At 67.4% G+C, this 24,468-nt stretch carries 23 protein-coding genes; 6 read left to right on the top strand and 17 right to left on the bottom strand.

Translation table 11 applies throughout. The features are described from left to right. Positions 1–39: 39 nt before the first annotated feature. Positions 40–1,128: an enolase C-terminal domain-like protein gene (locus tag B9A95_RS23930; protein WP_084049558.1), complete on the bottom strand. Its 1,089-nt coding sequence runs from the start codon at positions 1,126–1,128 to the stop codon at positions 40–42. Then, positions 1,125–1,925: a nucleoside/nucleotide kinase family protein gene (locus B9A95_RS23925; protein ID WP_084049557.1), complete on the bottom strand. Its 801-nt coding sequence runs from the start codon at positions 1,923–1,925 to the stop codon at positions 1,125–1,127. The genes B9A95_RS23930 and B9A95_RS23925 overlap by 4 nt, the downstream gene beginning before the upstream one ends. 120 nt (positions 1,926–2,045) lie before the next feature. On the opposite strand from B9A95_RS23925, the gene B9A95_RS36410 reads away from it, so the two are divergent. Next, entirely contained in the window at positions 2,046–2,180 is a 135-nt protein-coding gene (locus tag B9A95_RS36410; protein WP_281255891.1) for a hypothetical protein, read from the top strand. 160 nt (positions 2,181–2,340) lie between these two features. Then, a complete protein-coding gene (locus B9A95_RS23920) occupies positions 2,341–4,050 on the top strand; it encodes a PRC-barrel domain-containing protein (RefSeq protein ID WP_084049556.1) in 1,710 nt (569 codons plus the stop codon). A gap of 201 nt (positions 4,051–4,251) precedes the next feature. On the opposite strand, the gene B9A95_RS23915 is transcribed toward B9A95_RS23920, so the two are convergent. Genes B9A95_RS23915 through B9A95_RS23895 form a run of 5 tightly spaced genes read right to left on the bottom strand, consistent with a single transcriptional unit; the run spans position 4,252 to position 7,302 of the window. Then, on the bottom strand, positions 4,252–5,523 hold the full coding sequence (locus B9A95_RS23915; RefSeq protein ID WP_084049555.1) for an ABC transporter permease: 1,272 nt from the start codon (positions 5,521–5,523) through the stop codon (positions 4,252–4,254). Continuing rightward, positions 5,513–6,250, bottom strand: coding sequence for an ABC transporter ATP-binding protein (locus tag B9A95_RS23910; protein ID WP_084049554.1), 738 nt, complete (start codon positions 6,248–6,250; stop codon positions 5,513–5,515). Before B9A95_RS23910 ends, B9A95_RS23915 begins: the two co-directional genes overlap by 11 nt. A gap of 5 nt (positions 6,251–6,255) precedes the next feature. Further along, positions 6,256–6,456 carry a helix-turn-helix transcriptional regulator gene (locus B9A95_RS23905; protein ID WP_084049553.1) on the bottom strand — a complete coding sequence of 67 codons (201 nt, stop codon included), beginning with the start codon at positions 6,454–6,456 and terminating at the stop codon, positions 6,256–6,258. After that, positions 6,449–6,895: a hypothetical protein gene (locus B9A95_RS23900; protein WP_084049552.1), complete on the bottom strand. Its 447-nt coding sequence runs from the start codon at positions 6,893–6,895 to the stop codon at positions 6,449–6,451. The genes B9A95_RS23905 and B9A95_RS23900 overlap by 8 nt, the downstream gene beginning before the upstream one ends. After that, the gene (locus B9A95_RS23895) at positions 6,892–7,302 is read right to left on the bottom strand and encodes a hypothetical protein (protein ID WP_084049551.1); all 411 of its coding nucleotides are present in this window, start codon (positions 7,300–7,302) and stop codon (positions 6,892–6,894) included. The genes B9A95_RS23900 and B9A95_RS23895 overlap by 4 nt, the downstream gene beginning before the upstream one ends. A 399-nt stretch (positions 7,303–7,701) precedes the next feature. Here B9A95_RS23895 and B9A95_RS23890 point away from each other — a divergent pair, with 399 nt between their 5' ends. Further along, positions 7,702–8,208, top strand: a complete 507-nt coding sequence (locus B9A95_RS23890; protein ID WP_084049550.1) for a transcription initiation factor IIE subunit alpha family protein — start codon at positions 7,702–7,704, stop codon at positions 8,206–8,208. 113 nt (positions 8,209–8,321) lie between these two features. Next, positions 8,322–8,651, top strand: coding sequence for a cyclic-di-AMP receptor (locus B9A95_RS23885; protein ID WP_084049549.1), 330 nt, complete (start codon positions 8,322–8,324; stop codon positions 8,649–8,651). A gap of 90 nt (positions 8,652–8,741) precedes the next feature. Here the strand turns inward: B9A95_RS23885 and B9A95_RS23880 are convergent, their stop codons facing one another. The 4 genes from B9A95_RS23880 to glmM form a co-directional block, all read right to left on the bottom strand. Next, a complete protein-coding gene (locus B9A95_RS23880; RefSeq protein WP_084049548.1) occupies positions 8,742–9,341 on the bottom strand; it encodes an HAD family hydrolase in 600 nt (199 codons plus the stop codon). 13 nt (positions 9,342–9,354) lie between these two features. Further along, positions 9,355–12,099 (bottom strand): DNA polymerase I, encoded by a 2,745-nt coding sequence (gene polA / locus B9A95_RS23875; protein WP_084049547.1) that lies wholly within the window; start codon positions 12,097–12,099, stop codon positions 9,355–9,357. Positions 12,100–12,223: 124 nt separating this feature from the next. Beyond that, positions 12,224–13,951 carry an Ig-like domain-containing protein gene (locus B9A95_RS23870; RefSeq protein ID WP_084049546.1) on the bottom strand — a complete coding sequence of 576 codons (1,728 nt, stop codon included), beginning with the start codon at positions 13,949–13,951 and terminating at the stop codon, positions 12,224–12,226. Between the two features lie 334 nt (positions 13,952–14,285). Further along, complete coding sequence (gene glmM, locus B9A95_RS23865; RefSeq protein ID WP_084049545.1) at positions 14,286–15,620, bottom strand: phosphoglucosamine mutase; 1,335 nt, start codon at positions 15,618–15,620, stop codon at positions 14,286–14,288. Between the two features lie 268 nt (positions 15,621–15,888). Between glmM and B9A95_RS23855 the strand changes: the two genes are divergently transcribed. Further along, complete coding sequence (locus tag B9A95_RS23855; protein ID WP_245808464.1) at positions 15,889–16,977, top strand: phosphotransferase family protein; 1,089 nt, start codon at positions 15,889–15,891, stop codon at positions 16,975–16,977. On the opposite strand, the gene B9A95_RS23850 is transcribed toward B9A95_RS23855, so the two are convergent. From B9A95_RS23850 to B9A95_RS23840, 3 genes are all read right to left on the bottom strand, one after another. Continuing rightward, a complete protein-coding gene (locus B9A95_RS23850; protein WP_084049543.1) occupies positions 16,896–18,053 on the bottom strand; it encodes a DNA glycosylase AlkZ-like family protein in 1,158 nt (385 codons plus the stop codon). The two genes, B9A95_RS23855 and B9A95_RS23850, sit on opposite strands and share 82 nt — an antisense overlap. Positions 18,054–18,119: 66 nt before the next feature. Continuing rightward, entirely contained in the window at positions 18,120–18,752 is a 633-nt protein-coding gene (locus tag B9A95_RS23845) for a DNA-3-methyladenine glycosylase (RefSeq protein ID WP_084049542.1), read from the bottom strand. Then, entirely contained in the window at positions 18,753–19,145 is a 393-nt protein-coding gene (locus B9A95_RS23840) for a hypothetical protein (RefSeq protein ID WP_084049541.1), read from the bottom strand. A 102-nt stretch (positions 19,146–19,247) separates the two neighbouring features. Between B9A95_RS23840 and B9A95_RS23835 the strand changes: the two genes are divergently transcribed. Continuing rightward, positions 19,248–20,534 (top strand): polysaccharide deacetylase family protein, encoded by a 1,287-nt coding sequence (locus B9A95_RS23835; RefSeq protein WP_084049540.1) that lies wholly within the window; start codon positions 19,248–19,250, stop codon positions 20,532–20,534. A 613-nt stretch (positions 20,535–21,147) separates the two neighbouring features. Here the strand turns inward: B9A95_RS23835 and B9A95_RS23830 are convergent. The 3 genes from B9A95_RS23830 to B9A95_RS23820 are packed head-to-tail and all read right to left on the bottom strand — an operon-like array spanning position 21,148 to position 23,840. Next, positions 21,148–22,101, bottom strand: coding sequence for an ABC transporter ATP-binding protein (locus B9A95_RS23830; RefSeq protein ID WP_084049539.1), 954 nt, complete (start codon positions 22,099–22,101; stop codon positions 21,148–21,150). Positions 22,102–22,117: 16 nt separating this feature from the next. Beyond that, entirely contained in the window at positions 22,118–23,008 is an 891-nt protein-coding gene (locus B9A95_RS23825; RefSeq protein ID WP_245808463.1) for an ABC transporter permease, read from the bottom strand. Continuing rightward, complete coding sequence (locus tag B9A95_RS23820; RefSeq protein WP_245808552.1) at positions 23,001–23,840, bottom strand: ABC transporter permease; 840 nt, start codon at positions 23,838–23,840, stop codon at positions 23,001–23,003. Before B9A95_RS23820 ends, B9A95_RS23825 begins: the two co-directional genes overlap by 8 nt. Between the last annotated feature and the right edge of the window lie 628 nt (positions 23,841–24,468).

Here is a 24,468-nt window from a genome sequence, read left to right as displayed (position 1 = left end):
CTGTTCCCTGGCCAGGTACAGCTTCTTCTAACGGGCCTCTTACATTTGGTATGCTTTAACTTTTTCCCGGTCGAGCCGGTGCTCCCGCAGCCCGGCCACATCCAGCCAACCGCCCTGAAAGGTGATGGGCCGGTCCAACAGGTCGTCTTCCAGTTTCAGCACGAAGCTCAGTTCGCACGGTTCGGTCACTTCAGCCTGGGTGGACAAAAGGGCGGCGTGGAGCGTGCCCAGGCCCGTGCTGGCCTGCGAACCCACCATACCGCGCTTGCCGTGGGCAGCGGCCTGCCGCAGCATGGCGAGGCCATCGGTAAAGCCGTTCCGGGCCGTTTTGACGTTCAGCACGTCGAAGGTGCCAAAGTCCAGTTCTCGCGTCAGGTCCGAGGGGGTGAAGCACGAGTCGTCGGCCACAATGGGCAAGACCCCCCGCGCATGGAGGGCTGTCCTCGCCCGCAACTCTCGCACGGGCAGAGGTTCTTCGACGTACATCAGGCCCGCATCGCGCATGGCGGCCAGGGCAGCAGGGGCCGAGCCGGGCGAAAGGGTTTCGTTGCTGTCGGCGTAGAGCTGCACGGCGTCCCCAAAGGCGCGGCGCAGGTCTGCAATCACGGCCAGGTCCTGGGCGTGGTCCCGGCCCACCTTCACCTTCAGGCAGTGCACGCCCGCCTCCACCACCCGCTCGGCCTCGGCGAGCATGTTGGTGGGGGTATCGATTCCCAGGATGAAGCTCGCCCGGACGCGCAGGTTGGGGCCGAGCAGCGTGTCCCACAGCGTCTTTCCCAGGGCCTGCGCGCGGGCGTCCCACAGGGCCATATCGAGTGCACCCCGCGCGGTGTGGTTGTTCGCCACGCTGTTGCGGACGCGGTTCAGCGCCGCCTCATCGGTGATGGGCAGGCCCACGAGCGCGGGTTCGAGGTGGCGCACCATCGCCACCACGCTCCGCTGGGTCTCGCCGTAGATGGTGGGGCGGGGGGTGGCCTCGGCCAGGCCAACGCTGCCGTCGTCCAGCGTGACCTGCACGAGGACGTGTTCAGCCGCGCTCAGGGCACTGTACGCGCCCCAGGCGAGCTTGCCTTTCAGCGGCAGGCGGTAGGGAACGGCCTCCACCCCGATCACCCTCGGGCTGGTCACGCTTCTTCTCCCTGTGCCCAAGCGGTGATCGTCGCTGCCACCTGCTGCGGGCTCAGCGCTACCGTGTCCAGTACCAGGGCACGTCCGGGCGGCAGCGTCTGGAGGTAGGCGCACGCGGCGTCCGGATCGTAATGCTGGCGTTCGGACACCACGATGCGCGTCCTGGCAAGGATGTCGGCGGGCACGTGGCCCTCGCCTTCCAGTGCGGCGAGGTTGCCGAGTTCGGCGTCGGTGAAGACGTTGTGAATGCCGGGCAGCCTGGAGAGATCGGCCTGTACACTCCCGCCCACCTGCCCCACCTTGACCCGGTCAAAAGCGTCCGCGCGGCCCAGCAGTCGGCGCACCCGCACCGCGTCGGGGGCGTGCAGGGCCACGAAGCGCCATCTGGGGAAAGTTTCGGCGGCGTACCGCACCTCCTCCAGTCCCCGCAGGCCATCGAACAGGGGAGAGCGTCCCCAGTGCTTGGTGTCGGCGCAGAGTGTTGCCAGGGCGTGGGCCATTCCACCCGGATGCAACTCGCGGTAACGGGCGGTGAGGCGAAAACGCTCCTCGCGGTCGGTGACGGCGTGTCCCGCCAGAGGCAGGATCACGACCTCATCTGTGATCTCGCGCCGGTCTGGCAATACCCGCGCTCCCGGCTGGGACACGCGCAGGGCCTCCAGGGCCGTGCTCTTGCCCACGCCCGTCACGCCCACCAGCACGGTCAGGGGCAGCTCGGCCAGGGGCACCTCTGCCGGGCGGCGTGGCGGGCCAGAGTGCAGGTGGGCAGCGGCAAGGGGCGTCGGGGGAGAAGGCATCCTCCCAGTGTAGGTCGCAGTGCCTAAAGGCCCCCGTAAGGTTCAGTCAACCCGGAGTGAGGGGGAAAAGTTCACAGCTCCTGGAAGGGCTTCCTACACTCGGTGGAGGAGGGTGGACCCATGACGCGACTTAAAGGCAATGGCGGTGGCGGTGGCCGAACGGTGCTGATCGTCATCGTGATTCTGCTGATTCTGTTCCTGCTGGCTTACTTCCTGTACCTCAAGCCCCAGGGCATCTTGAACCTCGGCTTCTGAGGGCAGTCGTTGGGGTCCTGGGCCTGACGGAACGCACGTGGACGCGGCGAGAAGTTCGAAAAGCGGGCTGGAGAGCCCGTCAAAAGCGTCTCTGGTACCGACGCCCCATCCCCAATGCCCGACGCCCGATACCTCAACACACCGAAACGGAGACATTCCTATGATCAAAGGCAAGGAACTGCTGGGCCGCCCCATCGTGGCGATAGACAACGGCGAACGGATCGATACCGTACACGACCTGATTTTCGACCACCAGGCCAACCAGGTGCTGGGCCTGCTTGTGGACGAGGGCGGCTGGTTTCACTCGGCGCGGGTGCTGCCCTTTGAGGCGGTGCGCTCCATCGGTGAGGACGCCGTCATGGTGGACAGCGCCGCCTCGGTGACGAGCACCCGCGACGACGGACGCCTGGCCGACCTGCTCAATTCCAAGGTCAGCCTGCTGGGCATGACCCTGCTGACCACCGATGGGCAGAACCTCGGCAAACTGGCCGACGTGTTTTTCGACGAGTACTCGGGGCAGGTGGAGGGCTACGAGGCCACGGGCGGCATCTTCAGCGACCTGTCCAGCGGACGCACCTTCGTGCCCGCACCCGAGCACGTGCAAATTGGCCACGACGCGGCCATCGTGCCCATCTCGGTGGCCTCGGCCATGGAGGAGCAGGAGCCTGGCGGCATCAGGGGGGCCGTGCAGTCGGCGGGCGAGAGCATCAGTGGGGCGTACCAGAACATCGCCGAGTCCACCAAGGAGCGCCAGCGCGAGTACGTGGTGGGCAAGACGGCGGGCGGCGACATCACCCTCGAGGACGGCACGGTCCTGATTCACAAGGGCGAGACCATCACCGAGGAACACGCGCAGAAGGCCGACGAGGCGGGCAAGCTGACGGTCCTGGCAACGGCGGCCACGGGCGCGGTGCTGAGCGAGACCTACGGCAGCGTGAAGGAGCGCGTGCAGGGCAGCTACGAGGACCTGCGCGGCGCCACCGCAGAGCGCCAGCGCGAGTTCGTGGTCGGCAAGACCGCCGCCCGCGACGTGACGGCGGAGGTGGCGCCCGGCGTGCAGGAAGTCATCGTCCACCAGGGCGACGCCATCACTGAGTTCCACGCCGCGCGCGCCGAGGAGACCGGTAAGCTCGGCGAACTGCTTGCGTCGGCGGGTGGTGGGGCCATCAGCGAGGGCCTCCAGAACCTGCGTGAGAACGTCAGCGAGCGGGTAGAGGCCGTCAGGGGTCCCAGCATCGAGGATACGCTGGGCCGCCGCGTGAAGACGGACGTGCGCAGTCCCGCCGGAGGCCTGGTCGCCGCCCAGGGCCAGATTGTCACCTCTGCCCTCGTTGAGCGCGCGCGGCAGGCCCACGCCGAGGAGCAGCTGATCGCCGCCACGGTGGGGACCCCGCAGGGCAGCCCAGCGGCCGGCACAGGCGCCGGACTCGCCGGAGGTGTTTCCAGCGTCAGCGAGGGCGCGAGCAACCTGCTCGACAAGGCCAAGGCCTGGTTTCACGACAAGCGTGAAGAAGCGGGCGACGCCATCGATCAGCGCCAGGAGCAGCTGGAGGAAAAGCGCATCCGCGACGCGCTGGGCCGCCCGGTCAACCGCGTGATCCTCGCCCCCGACGACTCCATCATCCTGAACGTAGGCGAGATCATCACCCACAAGGCCGTGAACTTGGCCCGCTCGGGCGATGTGCTGGACATCCTGCTCGACAGCGTGAGCAAGGAGACCGTTGATATCGATCCCCTGGCCGTCCGTCCCCACGAAACGGGGATCGCCGCACTCGAAGGCCAGCCGGACCTCGGCCCAGGGGCCGAGGTCCGGGAGGACAAGCCTTCTTCGAACCTTATTGTCCCCGACGGAACCAACCCGGCCCGCTGAGGGTGGGGGACAGACGAAAACAGAGGGCGGGCCTGCCACGCGTAGCAGGCCCGCCCTTCTGATGTCTGAACACCAACCAAGTACACCGCACCTCACGTTGCGACTTTTCAGGAGGGCACCGAAAAGTCTCCACTCCCGGTGAGCTGCACATTTTCCGCTTCTCACTCCGCTCGGTTGATCTAAAGATCAACTACGGTGTACTTAATTCCTGAAGATCACCTCTTCGCGCCCAAATGAGCGCCGTGCCAGCAGCCCGAGCACCAGCGCTCCGGCGAGGTTGGCGAGGATGGCGGTCAGGGCGTGTCCGGCGGTAAGCGAGCCGCGTACGATGTCAAGGATGGCGACCATGCCGCCGAACAGTGGAACGGCGTAGATGGCCCCGCCCAGATTCAGAAAGTCGCTGAACTGCAGCAGCGTGGCGGGCAGCACGATCAGCAGGGTCAGCGGGGCCGCATACGTCTGCGCTTCCTTGAAGGAGCGGGCGTAGATACCCAGCGCGATCAACACGCCGCTGATCAGCAAGGCCGCGCTGATCACCGTGGCGAGCAGGGCCAGGGCGCCCCCCGGAGTCAGCGTGAGCTGGCCGCCGAACGCCTGCGTCATCTCGTTGCTGGAGCCGCCCTTCATCAGTGAAGCCGCGACGAGGCCGCTGAGCAAAAAGCCCAACACGCTGAAGCAGGCGGTGGTTAGCGCGGTGAGGGTGGTGGCGAGCAGTTTTCCGGCCACCACCTCGCCCCGCCGCACCGGGGAGACGAGCAGGCTTTCCAGGGTGCCGCGCTCCTTTTCTCCGGCAGTGGCGTCCAGGGCGGTGGCCGTCGCGCCCGACAGGATAAAGCTCAGCATCAGCATGGGAATCACGAAGGCGAGCTGCCCGCTGCGCCGCTCCTGCTCGCCGCTGGTATCGATGGGCGCAAGGATCACGGGCGTCAGGGTCTGGGCCCCCAAGCCCAGCGCGGAGAGGCGCTGCAACGCCAGCCCACGGTTGTAGCCCTCCACCACGTCCTGCACCTTGGCATATGCCCCGGTCTGCGCGCGCAGGTTGCCCAACTTGGCGTAGACCTCCAGCCGCTCGGTGCCGTCGCCCGCACGGACAGGCAGGGGAGCCGGCGCGCGCAGCGCGGCTTCCACCTGGCCAGACTGGACGGCCGCCCTCGCGTCGGTCACGGGCACCAGCTCCATTCCGGCCCGGGTCACCGCTCCGCCCGCCTTCTCGTCGCGCGTCAGGGCCGCTTTCAGCGACTCGGGCAGTGGGCCCACCACGCCCACCTTCTGCCGGGACTGCACCTGCCCGCCGATCAGCTTGCCCAGCAGCAGCGGCATCCCCAGCGTCAGCAGCGGAATGATCAGCAGCGGAATGAGAATGGTGCTCGTCAGCGTACGGCGGTCCCGCAGGGTGGACAGCAGATCGTGCGAGGCCACCCGCCACACGAAGCGCGGGCGCAGGGTTTCGCGCCGTCGGGCCTCAGACCGCATGCGGAGCTTCCTCTCCGCGAACCAGGGCGAAAAAGGCGCGTTCCAGGTTGCGTTCGTTCGTCTGCGCGAGGATGTCGGGAATCCGTCCCACGGTCACCAGCGCCCCTTTGTGGATGATCGCCACCCGGTCGCAGACCTCCTCAGCCTCACTCATGACGTGGGTGGAATACAGGGTGAGCCGTCCGGGACGCCGCGTCGCCGCCACAAAGTCCATCAGGGTACGCCGCGCAAAGATGTCCAGGCCGCTGGCCGCCTCATCCAGAATGAGCACCTGAGGGTCATGGATCACCGCCCGCGCGATCACCACCTTCTGCTTCATGCCGGTGCTGTACTCGCCCGCCCGGGTGTCCAGGGTCCGGCCCAGGTCCAGGGCGGCGTCGAGTTCAGCGATGCGTGCGTTGGCCTGGGCCGGCATCAGGCCATACAGGCTGGCGAACGAGCGCAGGACCTCACGGCCTGTCAGGCGGGCCGGCAGGCCCATCCCACCGTTGACCACCCCCACGGCCCGGCGTACCGCTTCGCTCTCCCGCACCACGTCGTGCCCGGCAAGCCTCGCGCTGCCGGAGGTGGGTTGCAGCAGCGTGGCGATGATCCGCAGCAGGGTGGTCTTGCCCGCACCGTTGGGGCCCAGCAGTCCGAAGACCTCACCGCCTTCTGCCCGCAAGCTCACCCCCCCGAGCGCCACGTGTCTGCCGTAGGTCTTGCCCAGGTTCTCGATGTCCAGCATGCCCGTTACCGCCCTTCGCCATCGTCGAAGATGGCCTCGATATGCTGCCCAAACAACCGCGCGATGCGGAAGGCCAGGGGCAGGCTCGGATCGTATTTGCCGGTTTCCAGCGCATTGACCGTCTGCCGCGACACGTCCAGCTGCTCGGCGAGTTCGGCTTGCGTCCAACCCCGCTCGGTACGCAGGACGCGGACGCGGTTATTCATAACCTCTTTGATCTGCCCGGACAGCCGGGGTGACGTCACGGCGATAGAGGTAGGCCGTCGCCCCAAAAAACGTGACGAGCATGGTGGTCCAGGAGACGTACAGGGCCCATACGCTTGGGGCAACCTGGAAGCTGGGAGACGTAGCTTGAGCGCCCCGCCTCCACTCCAAGGCCGTCCAGAGAATCAACCCCGTCAGGGTGAGAAACCCGGTAACGCCAGTGGCGGCCCAGGCCTTGAGATACCGCGCCCGCCGAAACTCATCCATCAGGCGATACTGCCAGCCCATCAGGGCCAGGGTGACCAGCGTAAATGTTGTCAGGAAGAGGGGGAGCAGGGAGGGGCGCAGCGCCAGGCCCATCACGCCCAGACCAGCGATGACCGTGAAGACCGCTTCAGCCCAGCGCGCCCGAGTCAGCTTTCTGTCCCGGCCCGTGGTCATGTTCCCCTCGCGTCCCGTGCGCTCAGCACCCCAGCTGTTGCGCCCCAGGTCGTCATGCCCACGGTGTAGTAGACCCAGGCGGGCGTGTGAAAGCCCAGGGTGCCTTCCAGCGCGATGAGGGTTCCGGCGACCACCATCACCAGCAAGAAGGCCAGGGCGGCCGCGCGCGCGTGCAGCTGCCGGCCGTACTCGTCCATGGTCCGGACGGCCCTCAGGGCCATCGCCGCGAAGAAGAAGGGGAGGGCCGCCAGCACGCCCGTCCCGAACCCACGCACAAAATCTACGTGCGCCTGCTGCCCGTAATGCAGCGCCAGCGCCCCGAGCAGACCCAGCAGCCCTCCCCCCAGACCCAGCGTCAGGGCGACGCGGCCCACACGTTCGTCCCGGCTTTTTGCCCTTTGGTGCATGTCAACGCTCCTCAACGTGGAGTGTAAGGGAGACTTGACCTTTCGTCAAGCAGACTTGACTTTTCGTCAAGCAGACTTGACTTTTCGTCAAGCAGACTTGACTGGGTGTCCAAGGCAACCTGACTCACCATCGCTGTACACTGGACCACTTACCATATTCGGACTTTTCGGTCTGGTTGGCCGCCCTGTATTCGCCCTGTCTCTCGAAAGTCTACGCTTCTCAAAGTATGTAGGCCGTGTCAGCTTGCCTCATGCAAATCGCAGGAGGACCTGTCACAATAGGAAAGTTGCGCTCCCAGGCGCACTTGTACCCGGTCCACGGTCAACGCTCTGACCCGAGTGGCTCGCTGAAGGGCACCTCGCCCTGAGTCCCATTCTGGTTTTCCCGGAGGATAGCGCATGTTTAACCCCCCCACCCTCGAAGACCTGCAAGAAACCCGCCGCGCCAACGAGAAGCTCGTCCTCAAGGCGCTGGAAAGCAAGCCCGAATGGGTCGAGACCGAACTGGCCAAGACCACCAGCCTGGCGCTGTCTCACCTGCGCGCCGCCCTCGCCAGCCTGCTCGACCAGGGGCGCGTGCGCCGTCTGCCCGGTACCGGCACGCGCGCCGTGTATGGCCTCGCCGACCCCGGCCTCGCCGATGTGCCCGCCACGCCTCTGACTGAGGACGCCAAGCGCGTGCGCGAGTACCTGCAGGGCCGCGCGGACAGCGCGCTCTACATGAGCGAGCAGCTGCGCATGACCCGCGAGGACGTCATGAAGGCGCTGTCGCTGCTCAACGCCCACGGCATGATCACCTGCACCTTTGTGGGCAGCTTGGTGATCTTCCGGCTCAAGGAAACGCAGGCGCTGGGCCAGGAACAGGCCCCAGTCACTGCGGCGGGCAAGAAGAAGCAAGTTGCCTAACCGGCTGTGCCCTCAGGCCTCCCCTCGCGGGAGGCTTTTTTTGCGCTTCACCTGCTTATATCCTTGGCCTGGCGCTGACGGCACCCAGACACGCTTTTGCTATCCTAAGGCGCATGAAGCTGGTTCTTGCTGTGATTCAGGACGCCGACGCCGCTGCCCTCGTGCGCGTGCTGTCCGAGAACGCCTTTGAAGTCACCAAGCTCGCCAGCACCGGCGGCTTTTTGCGTGAGGGCAACACCACCCTGATGATCGGCGTGCCCGACGAACGCATGGCGGATCTCAAGCGGCACGTGCAGCAGACCTGCCGCACCCGCACCCGTCTGGTTACCCCCAGCGTCCCCATGGGCGAGCAGGGCGAGGGCCTCGCCGCCGATCCGGTGGAGGTGGCGGTGGGCGGCGCAGTGATGTTCGTGATGGGGGTGCAGGAGTTCGTGAAGGTTTGAGGGACAGGAATAGGGGAGTGGGAGGGGCGCCCCGTTTTGGGCGGCGGGGTGACGTGGCGCCCAGAGGGACAAGCCCCCACCCCGCCTCAATCACTCCGCCCCCAGCTCCGCCAGCGCTTTCCGCAACTGCGCCGCATTCTCGTACAGCACGCCCTGCATCCCGACCGAGCGGGCAGCCTCCACGTTCTGGGCGCGGTCGTCAATCATCACGGCTTCCCCCGGCCGAACGTGCGCGAGGTCCAGGGCGAGGCGGTAGATGGCGGGGCCCGGCTTCATCACCCCCAGGTAGCAGGACGTGAAAAAGCCCAGGAGGAACTGGTTCAGGCCGTAGGTCCGCACGCGGTATTCGTTGAGATCGCGGCCCTCGTTGTTCAGGGCGTACATGCGGTGGCGGGTGCCCAGCTCGCGGGCCAGGGCCAGCGTCTCCAGATGCGGCTGGCTGACCGCTTCCATCGCCGCGCGGAAGTCGTCCGGGGTAAAGTCGCGGGGAGTGTAAAAGACGGTCTGGGCCATGTACTCGCCGAGAACCATGCGGCCCCGCTCCAGCTCGGGAACGGCCAGCTTGTGGCGCTCACCAAACGCAGAAGCGTCCAATCCGAAGCGGGTCACCACCTCCGCCCGTTGCTCGCGGTCCCAGCCGTTGGTAAGCAGCACACCGCCGATATCCCAGAAGAGGGCGCGGATGGTCATTGGATTCTCCCCCTCATTTGGTGTCATACCAGTTCGGTCCGGTGCCGACTTCCACCGCCAGCGGCACGCTGAGGTGCGCGGCCCCCTCCATCACCTCGCGGGTGTAGGCGGCGATTTCCTCCGCGCGGTCTTCGGGCACCTCAATCAGCAGTTCGTCGTGGACCTGCAGGAGCAGCCGCGCGCCGCGCTGCTCCAGCTCACGGTCGAGGTGCACCATCGCCACCTTGATGATGTCGGCGGCGGTGCCCTGGATGGGCATGTTGTAGGCCAGGCGCTCGCCCGCCTCGCGTACGTTGCGGTTTTGCGCCTTCAGCTCGGGCACGTAGCGGCGGCGGCCGTACAGCGTCTCCACGTAGCCGTGCTCTCGCCCGAACTCCAGCGTCTTGTCGATGTACTCGCGGATACCGGGGTAGGTACTGAAGTAGGTGTCGATAAAGGACGCTGCTTCCGAGTAGCTGATGCTCAGGTCGTTGCTGAGGCGGTGGGCACTCATGCCGTACAGCACGCCGAAGTTCACGGTCTTGGCTGCCCGGCGCTGGTCTGGCGTGATGGTGCCCTCGTTCAGGCCCAGCACCTGCGCGGCGGTGCGGCGGTGGATGTCCGCGCCTTCCTGAAACGCCTGCTGCATCAGGGGATCGCCCGCGATGTGCGCCAGCAGCCGCAACTCAATTTGCGAGTAGTCGGCGGAGATCAGGCAAAACCCGGCGTCCGCGGTAAAGCCTTTGCGAATCTCGCGGCCTGTCTGCGAGCGGATAGGGATGTTCTGTAGGTTGGGATTGAGGCTGCTCAGCCGCCCTGTCGCCACCGCCGTCTGTGCAAAGGTGGTGTGGAGCCGCCCGGTGCGCGGGTTGACCAGGCTGGGCAGCGGATCGAGGTAGGTGCCGCGCAGCTTTTCGAGCTCGCGGTATTCCAGCAGCGCGGGAACAATGGGATGCTCGTCGCGCAGGGGTTCCAGGGCCGAGACCGCCGTGGAGCGCTTGCCGGTCAGCTTCGTCTTCTTGCCGCTGGCGAGGCCCAGTTCGTCGTACAAGACGGCTTCGAGCTGGTCGCGGCTGCGGATGGGAAACTCGCGCCCGGCGTGGCGGTGAATCTCAGCCTCCAGGGTGGCGATGCGGGCAGTGGTGGCTCCCGAAAGACCGCGAATATAGTCGCTGTCGAGCCGTACGCCGCGCACCTCCATGTTTTTCAGCACGCCGGCGAGCGGCTTTTCCACATCTTCGTACAGCTTGCGGCGGGGTTCGCCAAGTTGGGCGGGCAGCTCATCCAGCAGTCGGCGCGTCAGGAAGGCGCGTCCGCCCGCGTCCTCGGGCCAACCTGCCCGCAGGTAGCGCTCGGTGACGGCGGGCATGGCTGTGTTCGCGGGGTCCAGCAGGTAGGCCACAAGGAGGGGATCGTCGCCCGGCTCCACGTTGGTGCCCCGCACGCTGAGGTGCGCGGCGAGGGCCTTGGCTCCCGCCGCCGTGACAAAGCGCTGGCCCACGAACTCGGCCTCATCCACGGTAGCGGGATAGAGGGCGGCGAGGCGCTGCGCCTCTTTCTGGGCTGCCTTCGCCACTTTCTCAGCGGCCTTTTGCTCGGCCTTCGTCTGTTTCTTGGGAGGGTCCTCTCCCTCGGTGTGCACACCTGTGAACAGGGAAGACTGCGGCGAGGCCGTTTCCAGTACCACCTGCGCCTCCTCCGCCCTGCGCGGGCGGTCACCGGTGGGGGCCACGCGAATCACCTTGCCGTCGAACGTCGCGGCGGCGGTCAGTTCCGCCGTGAGGTCATCCTCACGTGAGAGGACATAGCCCCAGGTCACGCCCTCGCCAGGGGTGCGCCACTTGGCCTCGGGCGGGGCTTCCACCGCGGGCGGGGCCTGCTCCGCCTCCGCTGCGCCTTCTGCCGCCTCCGGTTGGGTCAGCGCGAAGATGTCACGTTTGAGCGTTGTCAGCTCCAGCTCGTCCAGCAGGGCTCCGAGCCGTTGCGGGTCTCCCTCGCTCCGCCCCACGCCGAGTTCGATCTGCAGGGGCAGGTTGGTCACCATGCACGACAACTCGTGGCTGAAGCGCACGTCCGCTTCCGACGTGAGCAGCTTCTCGCGGGTGCCCTTGGGCTCCAGGGTACCGTCTTTCGCTGCGGCGAGGACCGCGTCCAGCGTGCGATAGGTTTGCAGCAGCTTGGCCGCCGTCTTCGGCCCAATCCCTTTCGCACCGGGGATGTTGTCGCTGGCATCGCCCGTCAGTGCGCGGTAGTCCACCCACTGCCCCACGGTAACGCCGTACTTGGCCAGCACCTCGTCGGGACCGATGAGCGAGAAGTCATTGGCAATCACCCGCACGTGGTCGTCAAGGAGCTGGTACGCGTCGCGGTCGCTGGTCACGATGCGGACCTGAAAGCCCTTGCCCTCGGCCATCTTGGTCACCGTGGCAATCACGTCGTCGGCTTCGAAGCCGGGTTCTTCCAGGCGGGGCAAGCCGAGCGCGTCCACGATCGCGCGGATGCGGTTAATCTGGCCCGGCAGATCGCTGGGCGTCTGGGCGCGGCCCGACTTGTAGCCCTCGTACTGCTTGTGCCGGAAGCTGCCGCCAGGGGGATCGAACACCACGATGACCTGGTTGGAAACCTGGCGCATCAGGCGCAGGGTAAGGCGCAAGAAGCCCAGGATGGCGTGCGTGGACTCACCCCGAGCGTTGTTCAGCGGCGGGATGGCGAAGTAGGAGCGGAACGCCAGCGCGTGCCCGTCGATCAGCACGAGTGTGTCGGGAGCGGGAGCGGTCATAGCCAGGATTGTACGCGGGGCATTACGGGAAGCCGCATGAGGAGAGATAAAGAGTGGGGGGCGGTTCTGGAGACGGCGAAACGGACCTCCCCGTCAAAGGAGGTCCGTCCGCCGCGCAGCCAGATCAGTGGCCGGGATCAACGATGCCGTCTGGGGTAATCAGGCGCTCATGAATCTGGGTGCCTGGGTCTACCGACTGGGCCGACACACTGGGAATGGTGTAGGCGTCGGCAGCAGCGTAGTTGACCGAGTAGCCCAGGTCTGCCAGGGCTCCCAGCGTGATGCGGCTCAGGGGCATGGAGCCTTTGTTGGCGAAGCCGGTCATCAGTTCGTTCTGGAAGACCGACTCCTTCCAGTGCCCGCACTTGGTGCCCTCGCCGTACTGATCTTCGACGGGGACGCCCGCAGCCTGCCCATTCAGCGCCTTGTACTGCCCCAAGCCGTTCGCGCCGCTGTACTGCACCTTCGTTGCGCTTGTGCAGGTGGTGGCGTTGACCGTGAGGTATCTGTCCCACAGCGTGCCAATGCCCAGCACGTGTCCCATCTCGTGCATGATCACGCCCGCGAGGGTGCCGTTCGCCTCCATGCTGTCGAGGTCCGCCGAATCGAACTCCATCTCCCCCCACAGCGGCAGGGTGGTGCCGGGACGCACCTGCCGGGGTCCGGCCTGCCCCAGAATCTGCCCGGGGCCGTCGATGGGGGTGCCGCTCGCCACGATGGTCACGTCGTCCACGGTGACCTTCTGGCCCGTCGAAAGGGTGACCCCCGCCACGTCCGGCAGGCCTGCCGCAATCACCTGGGACCAGCGTGTGGCCGCGTTCGTGAAGGCCGCCTTCTGCCCAGCTGTCAGGGTGGTCCCCGATGGGAAGACCACCGTGATGTCGAAGGCGTCTTGCGAGGGGGCCGGGGCCGGGGTGGGCGTGGGGGCCGGGGCCGTCACGGTGGCCGTGAGGCTGGCCCGCTGGTCCGCGTCCTGAACGCTGGTGGCGGTGATGGTGGCTGTGCCCGCCGCGACGGCGGTGACGCGCCCCGCGCCGTCCACATTCGCTACACCCGCGTTGCTGGTGGTCCAGGTCACGCCGGGGTTGAAGCTGCCCGTGCCCTGCACGCTGGCGGTCACGCTCTGGCTGCCGCCCGCCGTCAGGCTGAGGCTGCCGGGGTTGACCGTCACGCCCATGATGGTGGGCGCGGGAGCCGTGACGGTGACGGAGAGGCTGGCCCGCTTGCTCGCGTCCTGAACGCTGGTGGCGGTGACGGTGGCTGTGCCGACCGCGACGGCGGTGACGCGCCCCGCGCCGTCCACATTCGCTACACCCGCGTTGCTGGTGGTCCAGGTCACGCCGGGATTGAAGCTGCCCGTGCCCTGAACCGCCGCCGTGACCGTCTGGCTCGCGCCCGGGTTCAGCGCCAGCGTGGTGGTGCTGACGTTTACGCTGCTGACCGTGGGGGCGGGCGTTGGGGCCGGGGTGGTGGCCGGAGCTGTCACCGTCACCTTCATCTCGGCCGCTCGGGTGCCCAGCGTTCCGCGCACGGTGGAAGTGCCCGCCGCCAAGCCCGTGACCGTGAAGCTGCCGCCCGTGCCTGCTGTAACCCGCACCGCTGCCGGATTGCTGCTCGTCCAGGTGGCCCCGCTGAGGTACGTTCCGCTGACGCTCTCGCCCAGGGCCAGCCCGAGGTTGTAGCCGTCATAGCGGTACGAGGAAGTCTGGGAAAGCGTAATGCTGCCCGCGTCGTTGGCGGTTCCCCCATCGGTGGGCGCCGGAGCTGGCGTGCTGGCCGAGGGACCGCTGCCGCTCCCGCAGGCGGTGAGTGCGAGCGTGAGAATGAGGGTCAGGCGCAGAAGACTCTTCATAGACAGGATGCACTCCGAGGCAGAACAAAAGGAGGGGGCTTAAGTGAAAGGGGTGAGAGCGACCTTAACTTTGATCTATTTTATAAGGTTTTGTTTAGCGAATTGGGATTTAAATCTATTGGAATGTCGAAAAGTACACACCTTTTCCTCAAAAAAGGACCTCTCTTTAAGAAAAATGAGTCTCTTTCGACAAGTCCGACAGTTTCGCGTCAGTTTGGCGTCCTTATGTCCAAAACGTCAGGACACGGGGAAAGGGCCCGGTGAAGCTCCTCGCCGGGCCCTTCTGTTCCTGCCTGCCGCGTTGTTGTAGGCCGTTGCCTCAGTGACGACGTTCTCAGGCGCTGACGCTTCCCTGTTCCTCCACCACGGCGGCGATGGTTCGGGCGATCTCATGGATTTCGGCCTCGTCGGGGCCCTCTACCATGACCCGAATCAGGTTCTCGGTACCGCTCGGCCGTAGATTGACGCGGCCTCGTCCCGCGAGGCGGGCCTCGGCCTGCTCCACTGCCGCCTGCACCCGCCCGTCGCGTGAGATGGCTTTCTTGTCGCCCACGCGCACGTTCACGAGCGTCTGCGGAAACATCACCAGTTCGTCGTGCAGTTCGTCCAGGGTGGTCCCCAGCTTTTTCATGGCGGCCAGGGTCAGCAGGGCGGTCAGCACGCCGTCGCCGGTGGGGGAAACGTCCAGAAACAGCACGTGGCCGCTCTGCTCGCCCCCCAGGGTCAGTGCCTTGGCGTGGAGGCGTTCATGAACGTAACGGTCTCCCACGGCGGTGCGCTCCAGGCCGACGCCCGCCTCGGTGAGCTTCACCTCCAGCGCCATGTTGCTCATGATGGTCGTCACCACCGCTGCGTCGCCCCGCGCCCGCGCACCCAGCAGCAGCATGTGGTCTCCGTGAATCACGTTGCCGCGAGAATCGACGAACAGCGCCCGGTCGGCGTCGCCGTCGAAGGCCACCCCCAGGTCATATTCGCCGCCCCGCACCACGCGCTGCAACTGCTCGAGGTGCGTGCTGCCGCAGCCCCGGTTGATGTTGCGTCCGTCGGGGGTGGTGAACACCGCGAACACGTCCGCTCCCGCCGCCTGAAAGACCTTGGGGCCTACCCGGTACGCCGCGCCGTTCGCGCAGTCCATGGCGATCCGCAGTCCCGAAAGGTCTGGAGCCTGGGCACGCAGGAACTTCGTGTACAGCCGCTCGGCCTCGCCGTAGTCGGTCACTGAGCCGAGGTCCACGCCACTGACGGGTGCGAAAGCGGTCACGTCGTCAATCGCCGCCTCGATCTCCAGTTCCGTTGCGTCGCTGAGCTTGCCGCCGTCCGCGCCGAAGAATTTAATGCCGTTGTCCTGGTAGGGGTTGTGCGAGGCGCTGATAACCACGCCCGCCTCGGCCTCCAGGTAACGGGTCAGGTAGCTGACGCCGGGGGTGGGCAGCACACCGACGTGAATAACGTTCACGCCCCGACTGGTGAGCCCGGCAGCCAGCGCCGCCTCAAGCATGTCGCCGCTTTGCCGGGTGTCCTTGCCAATGACCACGCAGGGCCGGGCACTGCGCCGTTTCAACACCTCTCCCGCCGCCGCGCCGAGGTTCATGACCCAGGCTGCCGTCAGCGGAAACTCACCCGCCACCGCGCGCACGCCGTCGGTTCCAAAGTACTTTCTTTCGCTCATGATTCGCGCATCATACGCGGCCCGGTGTTTCGCCTGCCCCTCCCCGGCTGGGGGAGGCCGGAAACCTCCGCGCCCTCCGCCTCGTACCTGCAGGCATGAGTGGATTTTCAGGAGGTTCCTTCTCGTTCAGTCGTGGGCACAGCCACAGCAGTGGGCACGGCGCCGGATTTTTCGGGCACAGCCACAGCCACAGCGCTCACCACGGGCATTACGGTCACGGAGGGCATCACCGGCCCCACCACCGCTCGCACCGCCGCCACAGCCGTGGTTGCCTGGGGATGTTCGCGATTGGCGCGGCCCTCGCCGTGGGCTCGGTCGCCGGGCTGGCGTCGCTGTTCGTCTGAGCGTTGCCCTGCTGGCGGACGGCTGGGCCCTGCTCCGCGGCCGTGGGCCCGCCGCCTCGCCCCATTTCTGGCCGCGCGAACTGCGCGCTGCCTTTCCCGGGCCTCGTCATCTGGTGGAAGCGTGGAGTGGGGAGGGCGCTGCCTTTGCCCGCTACAGCACGGCGCACGGCCCTCTCTTTCTGAAGTACCTGCCCGCCGGGTGGCAGGACAGGCGGGCGTACCGGCGGGTGGCGCGCGAGGAGGCGTATTTGCGCCGCTTCGCGCCCCTGTCGCCCGTGCCGCACGCGCCCCTGCTCCACGCGGCGCTGGACCCGGCCCGTGGGCACGGCCACCTGCTGCTGCGGGACCTGACGGACGAGACGACAGGCTGGGGAGCATTCGCCACCGACGCCGAGCGGGAGGAGGCGTTGCGGCAGATCGTGCGCCTGCTGGCCCAGCACCACGCTTTCTGGTTCGGTCATCCCCAGTTGAGCGGTGACTGGAGCTGGGACCGGGAACGGGCAATTCGCCGGGCCCTGAGAAGCTCCACACCGCCCAACGCGCCCGCCGCCGCGAGAGACGCTGCTGGGCAAGCCGCTCGCCTCCTGCCTGAGCTGCTGGGCCAGACGTTGGGCGTGACGCTCGCCCACGGCGATCTGCATTCGGGGCAGGTGCTGTGGCCCAGGCGGGGCGGCGAACCCGTCCTGATCGACTACGGGCAGGCCCACGCCGCTCCGCTGGGTGAGGACCTGGCCCACCTGCTGCACGTGCGCTTGGACCCGCCCGAACGCGCCCGACTTGCCCCGGAACTGCGCGAGACGTACCGGGAAGCGCTGGCAGGGTACGGGATCGTCTTGTCGCGGACGCAACTTGCCGATGAGGAGCGCCTGGGCCTGGTCCTCAATGTGCTCACCACCGCCCGGCAGGCCCGGCGAGAGGGCGGCAGCGGGGTTCAGTCGGCGCTGGAACGGGTGGTGGAGGCGTGGCACACCTGGGACGCGGGCCAGGGCGTCAGTCCCAGAAATGCCCAGTAACGTTCCAGCTCAGCCTCCAACCCCTTTTTCAGCGCGGCCGTCTCGCGAATGCCGGGAATGAAGCCCGTCTCGGCCACGGGTTCGCCCCCCTCCACCTTCAGGTTGGCCCAGCCCACGGCGCGCCCCGCCTGAAACACGGGCAGCGCGTAGTAGCCCCATTGCCTCTTTTCCGCCGGCATGTACGCCTCGAAGCGGTAGGTCCAGCCGTGCAGGTGCGTAAAGCGTCGGCGGTCCCAGACCAGGGGGTCGAAGGGACCGACGATGCGTACGCCCCGGGGCAGGGTCCCACCGTCCACATTCCATTCGGCGGGCCACACGTAGCGCAGCCCATCCACCGTCCCCCCAGCCAGTTCCTCGCGGACGGCGGTTTTGAAGGCTGCCCGCATCTCGGGACGCAGATGGGGCAAACCGTAATGCGACAGCGAGACGAGGTAACCCAAACTGGCCTCCGGCAACGGACCGTACAGGGCGGCAAGGAGGTGAACCGCTCCCCGCACGCGCTCGGCGTTGCCCAGGGGTGAGGCGCGCAGGGCCGCGAGGTGGGGCGCGGGGCCGTAAAGCCGTATGCCGCCTACCCGCCGCGTGACCCGCACCTCGCCCCGTCGGTGCAGGGCGTCGAGGAGTCGGGTGGTGGCCGCCGACTGCCCGCCCCAGGCATTCACCGTCCGGCCCTGCCCCAGAGCGGTGGCCACCTCCCGGGGATGCACCTCGCTCCCCGCCTCCAGCAGCGCCCGCACCTCGGCGAGCAGTTCCGGGTGTTGGCGTTCCGCGCGCGACACACCGGGCTCGCGCGGATGCAACAGGGCCTGCACCTCCCGCGTCACGAAGCCGTAGTTGGGCAGCATGTCCTCCTCGGCATTCAAGACCGGGTAGAGGCGTTCGAGGTCCCCGGCGCGGTAGCCCCTCACCCTCTGCATCAGCGTCAGGTCCTGCGCCCGGGCCGGGGCACGGATGGGATCGGCCTGCACGAAGCCCATCCCGTTCAGTGCGGCCTGCAGGCTGGGTTGCCGTTCTAGCGTGCGCCAGGCCAAGGCCCGCAGCGCGGCGGGCGTGAGGGGCGCGGGATAAGCCGACATGGAGGGAGGGTAGCAGTGAAGGGGTGGGGGTTTGGGCAGGGCGCTTGAGCAAATGCCCCAACTCCCTCACGCCTCGTTCCTCACGCCTGTCCCCTCCATCAGTTCCGTGCTCGGCGTAGCGGGCGACGCCCAGGGGTTGCCGCGCAGCAGGAAGCGCCACGGCAGGTTCTTGCCAGCCCCCACGCCGATGCGGGCGGTGATCTGCACGTCCTCGTCGGCCACGGGGAGGAGGAGCGGTTGCAGGTAAAGCGCCGGGCTGTCCACCCCCGTGCCCGTTACCTGCGCTGGATTCAGGCCGAGGGCATAGACCAGCTTGGCCGGGCCGTTCGTCAGGTCCCGCTCGCGCACCACGGGCCGGTGTTCCAGCATCCGGCCTACGCCTTCCAGCGGCTCGATGGCCCGGATCAGCACGCTGGAGGCGACGCCCACGTCGCGGCACGACACCTGCAGGAGCGGGTGCCCGTGCGCCGTCCAGAACAGCCAGCGTCCGGGAGCAATCGCCATCTCGGCGGTGCGGGCGGCGTGAAAGCGCCCAGCGGTGCAGGCCGGATCACGCGGGCAGTCGTAGGCTTCCGCCTCCACCACCCGGCCCGACAGCTTCTCGCCGCTGGGGAGGGTATGGATCAAGGTGCTGCCCAGCATCTCCCGCGCGACGACAACGGGATCGCGGGCAAAGAAGGCGGGCGCGAGGGGAGGCATTCAGCGGACGCGCGCCAGGAGCGCGGGGCCAAGCGGCTGCCAAAGCGCGGCCCCCACGCTGCCCACGGGACGGTGCCGCACAAGGCCCCTGGCGCGGGTGGAGGTTATCCGGCGGCAGATCGCCAGGCCAAGCGTCCAGAGGGGCACCAGCCCCGCCCTCGGTTGCGCCCGCGTCCTCCACCGCCGCGGCTCGACGAGGAGTACCGGAAAAGCGGGCAGGGAGACGCCATGGCCCAGTGGGGCGAGGTTGGGCAGAGCGTGAAGGTGGACCAGTGCGTAGAACCAGGCGAACACGAGGTAAAACCCGCAGAAGCTCTCCGTACCGAAAGGAACGCGCCGGCTCCTTTGAACCTCTGGGTTTCCCTCCAGGCCGAATCGGTCAACGGTCGTCACGCCTGAAGGTACGCCCCTTTCTCGCGGCTGACCCCACGTTGGGCTCAAGAAAACCTCAAGGAGACGAACCATCACCTAAAGACTCGTTTATACTTCTCACAGATGTGCGCCTTTCGTTGGGTCCTGGCGTTTCTGCTTATTCTCATCTTCGCGTGCGAGGCCGAGGCGGGCAACGTGACCTTGGTGTATCACCAGATCGGTGGGCACGGTGGCGTGACGCTGGGAATGTCTGCGGACGCCCTAAGGAAGCGGGTGCAGGCACTCCGAACCCAGGGCTACATCTTCGTCACGAGCAGCGAGGTGATGGGCTACCCGCGCCCGGTCAAGACGGCCACCTTCCGCTTCGACGACGGCTTCGAGAGCGTGTACCGCGAGGCGTTCCCCACGCTGCGCGAACTGGGCGTGCGGGGCACGGTGTACCCGATTCTGGACCTGATCGGGCGGCCGGGGCACATGACGCAGACGCAGTTGGACGAGTTGCGCGCTGCCGGGTGGGAAATCGGTTCGCACACACGAACCCACGCGGCCCTCGTGGACCTGACGCCGGGCCGCCTGACCTGGGAACTGGAGCCCGGGGACGGTTCCATGCCGTGCGTGGCCTATCCCTTCTACCTGCAAGATGCCCGGGTGCGGCGGGCTGCCCGGCACTCGTTTCGCTGTGGGGCAGGCGGTGCATTCGGTGTGAGGGGTGAGGCGTATGCCCTGCCCGGCCCCCTCGCCTCCCCCTGGGACGACTGGCTGCTGCCCATCCGTGCCCGAAGTGGCCTGGACCTGCGCCTGCCCGTGTTGCTGGGGCTGGGCGCGAACGTCTTGCTGCCTTCCTCCGGCGAGGCCGCCAGCCCCCGCTTCTGGAACCCGGCCGCTTACGAACTGCTGGGGTCCGGCGCGATGGGCCTGCGCTGGGAGGGCGGCGTGCGCGATACCCGGCTGCTCGTGCGGCAGGGGCGAGCCGTGATGGGCGTCAACGTGCTGCGCGGGCGCGAGACGTACACAGGCGCGACGCTGGCCTATAACCTTGATCCGGTCACGGTGGCGGTGGGCTACGGCACCCAGGGTCCGGTGGGCGCTGTCTCCGTCGCCCTGGGCGGCTACGGCGAGGTCTGGGGCCGTTACGCCGGCGGTCAGGTCACGGTGGGCACCGAACTGCTCCCGCTGAACTACCTGCGCCTGAAGGCCGAGTACACCGTCGCAGCGAGCGGAGGGGCGCGCGGGGAGGCCCAGTACGCCCTTCCCGTGATGACGGGCGAGGGGCGGCCCCTACGCCTGCTCCTGGGCTACGACGCCGGCTGGTACGTGGGCGGCACGGTGCGGATGGGCGCGCACTCCGCCTCGGTCACGTCGCGGCTGGACCGGATCAGCTTCGGGGTACGGGTGGGGACGGTGTGGTAGGTCGGGGATTGGCCCAACGTTCTCGGCGGTCCTGTCAGGTGGCCCAGAGGCGGAGCAGGCCCAGGACGAGAACGCTGGAGCCGGGCGCCGTCCCCATCAGGCGCGACTGCGGGGCAGCCCCCAACATCGGCACTGCGGAGGCTGCGTTTCCCCAGGGCCTGGCCTGGCTTCCCGCTCCCCACAGGCTCGCCAGAGGCCTCAACCCATCAGCAGGGCCGCGAGAACCGCTGTTCCCCGCCTCTCATTCCGCGCATAAGGATTCGGGTTCATCAGTGATTTCAAAACTGATGAACCCAGGCGGAGCGAGCAGGAAAAACGGTGACAGAGAGGCGTGAAATCACAGAAACGGATGGGCTGTAGCGGATGATCCGGAAACCCCTGCTGCGCAGGCAGGCACTCCGACCGCCGGAAGCAGGCCGCCTTCCCCAGGGATGAAAGAAGGTGTGTTTCCTGGGAAGCAGAGTTGAAAGCAGGTGTCCGAATGGAGCCGTGAGGGGTGCCCTTCCTCTCCGGGCTCCATTCTCCCCAGTGCGCATTCGAGCTTGCTCGCGCTGGTTGGTCAAAAAGAAGTCCGCACGTTGACAAAGGCTCCAGGGCTCGCTCGTACCCGAGCTTACGCCCCTGCTCCCAGCAGCCCCCCCTCATAAATCCGCCGGATCGTCGCCTCGATGTTCGGCTCGCGCACCGTGACGTCACGCACTGGGGCGTGTGCCGTGGCGAGGGCGATGGGCCGGGCGGCCGCGCCCGTGAAGGCGTAGGTGACGCGGGGCCCCTCGGCGCACCGGAGTTCCAGGCCGGACACATGGGGATTGGCGGGCGGCGCCTCGAAGTCCACCACCAGCTCCCGCGCGTCCCCGAAGCGGGCCTGCAACTCGGGCAACCCACCGTCGTACAACAGCGAGCCGTGGTCAATGATCATGACCCGGCGGGCCAGGCGCTCCACGTCCGTCAGGTCATGCGTGGTCAGCAGCACGGTTACACCACGCTCCGCGTTGACGCGCGCTACGAATTCGCGGATGCGTTCTTTCGCCACCACGTCCAGGCCCACTGTCGGCTCGTCCAGAAAGAGCAGTTCGGGACCGTGCAGCAGCGCCGCCGCGAGGTCCGCGCGCATCCGCTGCCCCAGCGAGAGGGCGCGGGCGGGGGTGTCCAGAAAAGGCCCCAGATCCAGCAGTTCGGTAAAGGCGTGCAGGTCCTCGCGGAAGCGGGCGGGGGGCACGCGGTACACGTCGCGCAGCAGGTCCAGCGAGTCGCGCACCGGTAGGTCCCACCACAGTGTTGTCCGCTGCCCGAACACCGCCCCCAGCCGCGCCACATGTCGCCGCCGCTCTCGCCACGGCACCAGCCCACCCACCTCCACCCGCCCGGAAGTGGGTACCAGCAACCCGGTCAGCACCTTGATGGTGGTGCTCTTGCCTGCGCCGTTCGGCCCCAAGTAGCCCACCACCTCGCCCCGGCCAATCTCAAAACTCACGTTCCGTACCGCCTCCACGGTGCGCCGCGTTCCACGCAGCAGGCCACCGGAGCGGGTCTGAAAGGATTTGTGCAGGTGCTGAACTTCGATCATGGATACGCTCCTCGGGTTATGAACCCGTTCCGTGATACCGACGCACCCCCGCCCGCCAGAACGCGAAGGCGGCGGCGAGCAGCAGCGGGCCGAGAATGGGGGAGAGGAAGGCGGCAGAGGGCGGCAGACCGTCGGGCAGGGGCCGCCCCAGGACGTGCAGCACGGGAAAGTAGCTTAGGAAGGCGGCGGGAATCAGGTAGGTGAAGATTCGGCGCAGCCGCGCCCCGTATATGCCCATCGGATACGAGATCAGGCTGCGCCCGCCGTACGTCAGCACGTTCATGGTCTCCACGCTCTCCACCGTCCAGAAGGTGAGGGTGCCGCCCACCACGAACAGGCCGCCGAAAAAGGCGATCATGCCGAGGACACTGCCGCTGAGCAGCAGCACGCTTCCAGCATTCCACTCCGCCGCGACGTGCGAGACGCCGTAAGCGACGATGGCCGCCGCCAGCCCCACCCGCGTGAGGCGGCGCAGCGCGAAGTCCGAGCCGAAAATCTGGAGCGGCAGGGGGACGGGCCGCAGCAGAAAGGTGCTGAAACTGCCTGTGCGGACATGGGCGCTGAGGTTGGGCGCGTCGAACCCCCCGAAGGTCAGGTCCATCAGCACGAAGGCCAGCTCCGCCAGCCCGTACAGCAGCGCCACCTCGCCCAGCGTCCATCCGCCGAGTCCCCCGAAGCGGGGCAGCACCAGCGCAAACGCTGCGAACTCGGTGGCCGTAATCAGCGCTGCGGCGAGCGCGTCCAGCGCAAAGGCCGTGGGGTACGCCAGTTGCGAGCGGACCTGCGCGCCCAGCAGCCGGAAGTACAGGTGCAGAAGGCGGAAGGCCGAGGGTATTTGCGCCCTCTCCCCCGGTGGCGGAGGGCTGGGGGGAGAGGGCGAGGTGGCAACGGTCCTGCGGCTATCCACCCCCCACCTCCAGCCGCCGTAACCCCCGGCTCAACGCCAAGCGCGCGAGCAGCAGCAGCGCGGCCGTCCACACGGCCTGAAGCGCCAGCACCCGCAGGGCGCTGCCGCCTCGCGCCACGCCGAGCCAGATTTCCACCGTGCTGTTCATCATCGCTGGAAAGGGTGTCCAGGCGAGCAAGGACTGAAACTCTACCGGAAAGAACGCCAGCGGCATCAGGAAGCCGCAGCTGAATCCCATCAGCGCCCAGGCGAAGCGGCCGATGCCCACTGCGTCCGGAGACCAGAGGGCGGCGCAGTTGACCAGAAAGCGGAACGCGAAGCCGCAGGCCCAGGCGAGCAGCAGGCTGAGCGCGGTGCAGGCCCAACCCACCAGGCCCTCAGGCAGCTTGAGTCCCCACATCAGCGCGTACAGGGTCAGCATTGAAACGCCGCGCAGCAGAAACTGTCCCGCCGCACGTCCCGCGTCCTGCGCCAGCCACATGCCCAGAAAGCTGGCGGGCCGCAACAGCTCGGTGGTGACCTCGCCCCGGTGAACGGTCCGCATCAGGTCATACCAGCCGAAGAGGGAAAAGGCGCTCAGCAGGGCCTGGGTCAGCCCTGTGTACGCGATGGCGTCTTCCGGCGTGTACCCCGCCACCTGCGGCCGCGTGCCAAACAGCGCGAGCAAAATCGCCACCCGCAGGGCTCCGAAAAAGAGGTTGGTTACCAGGCCCCAGAAGGTGGCGGCCGGATACGCGAACTGCCGCCGAAACCCCAGCCGCGCCGCCGAGGCATACATCCGCAGGCCGGACGGACGGCCATCCGCCTTCAAACTCGCTGCACTCAAAAACACCCCTTTCCCAGTTGCCGAACCGGAAAGGGGAGGATAAGAGGCGCTCGGCAGCGGGCGCATGGGCACAATGGCGGAGGATTGGGGCTCCACCCTGCTCCACCTCAGCGTGAGACAGGGCGGTATGGCCCCGGGAGCGTCCCCCGCCACCCACCACGCCGCTGTTCTGAACCTGCCCCTGACCTGCCCGGCCCCGGACCTGCACCCGACTGCGCGGGCGGCAGGGCCAGACGGAAATTGACCTTCCAGCATTGAAGGGTACAGAGGTCGTCCTCCGCCCACCTTGAAGCGGCCGCGGGGGCCCGGCGCGGTTGCCCGAACTTGGGGACAATCCGGGATGTGCACTCCTATGTGCAGCCGGATCTCGGCAGGAACGGCTTTTGGGACGGTAGCGGCCCACCCTGCTCAGAATTTTCCGGCGGCAGGCGTGCGGGGGGCACGGTGGACGAAGCCACCTGCGGCGCCGGGGTTCGCCTGACGGAGCTGTTGGTGCCCCGCGAGCTCGAAGGCAGCGGTTCAGCCTGGGTTTCGACACCCACCTGGACCCCGAACACGGCGTAGGCGTGATGTTCCAAGGCGGGCAGCCCAAGTCCACAGAGATGCGCTCCAACTTCAGTTGTTTCTGCTTCCT

The organism is Deinococcus hopiensis KR-140 (assembly GCF_900176165.1).
Taxonomy (GTDB): Bacteria; Deinococcota; Deinococci; order Deinococcales; family Deinococcaceae; genus Deinococcus; species Deinococcus hopiensis.
The sequence above is the reverse complement of the archived record's forward strand: the minus strand, read 5'-3'. Positions and strand labels throughout refer to the sequence as shown.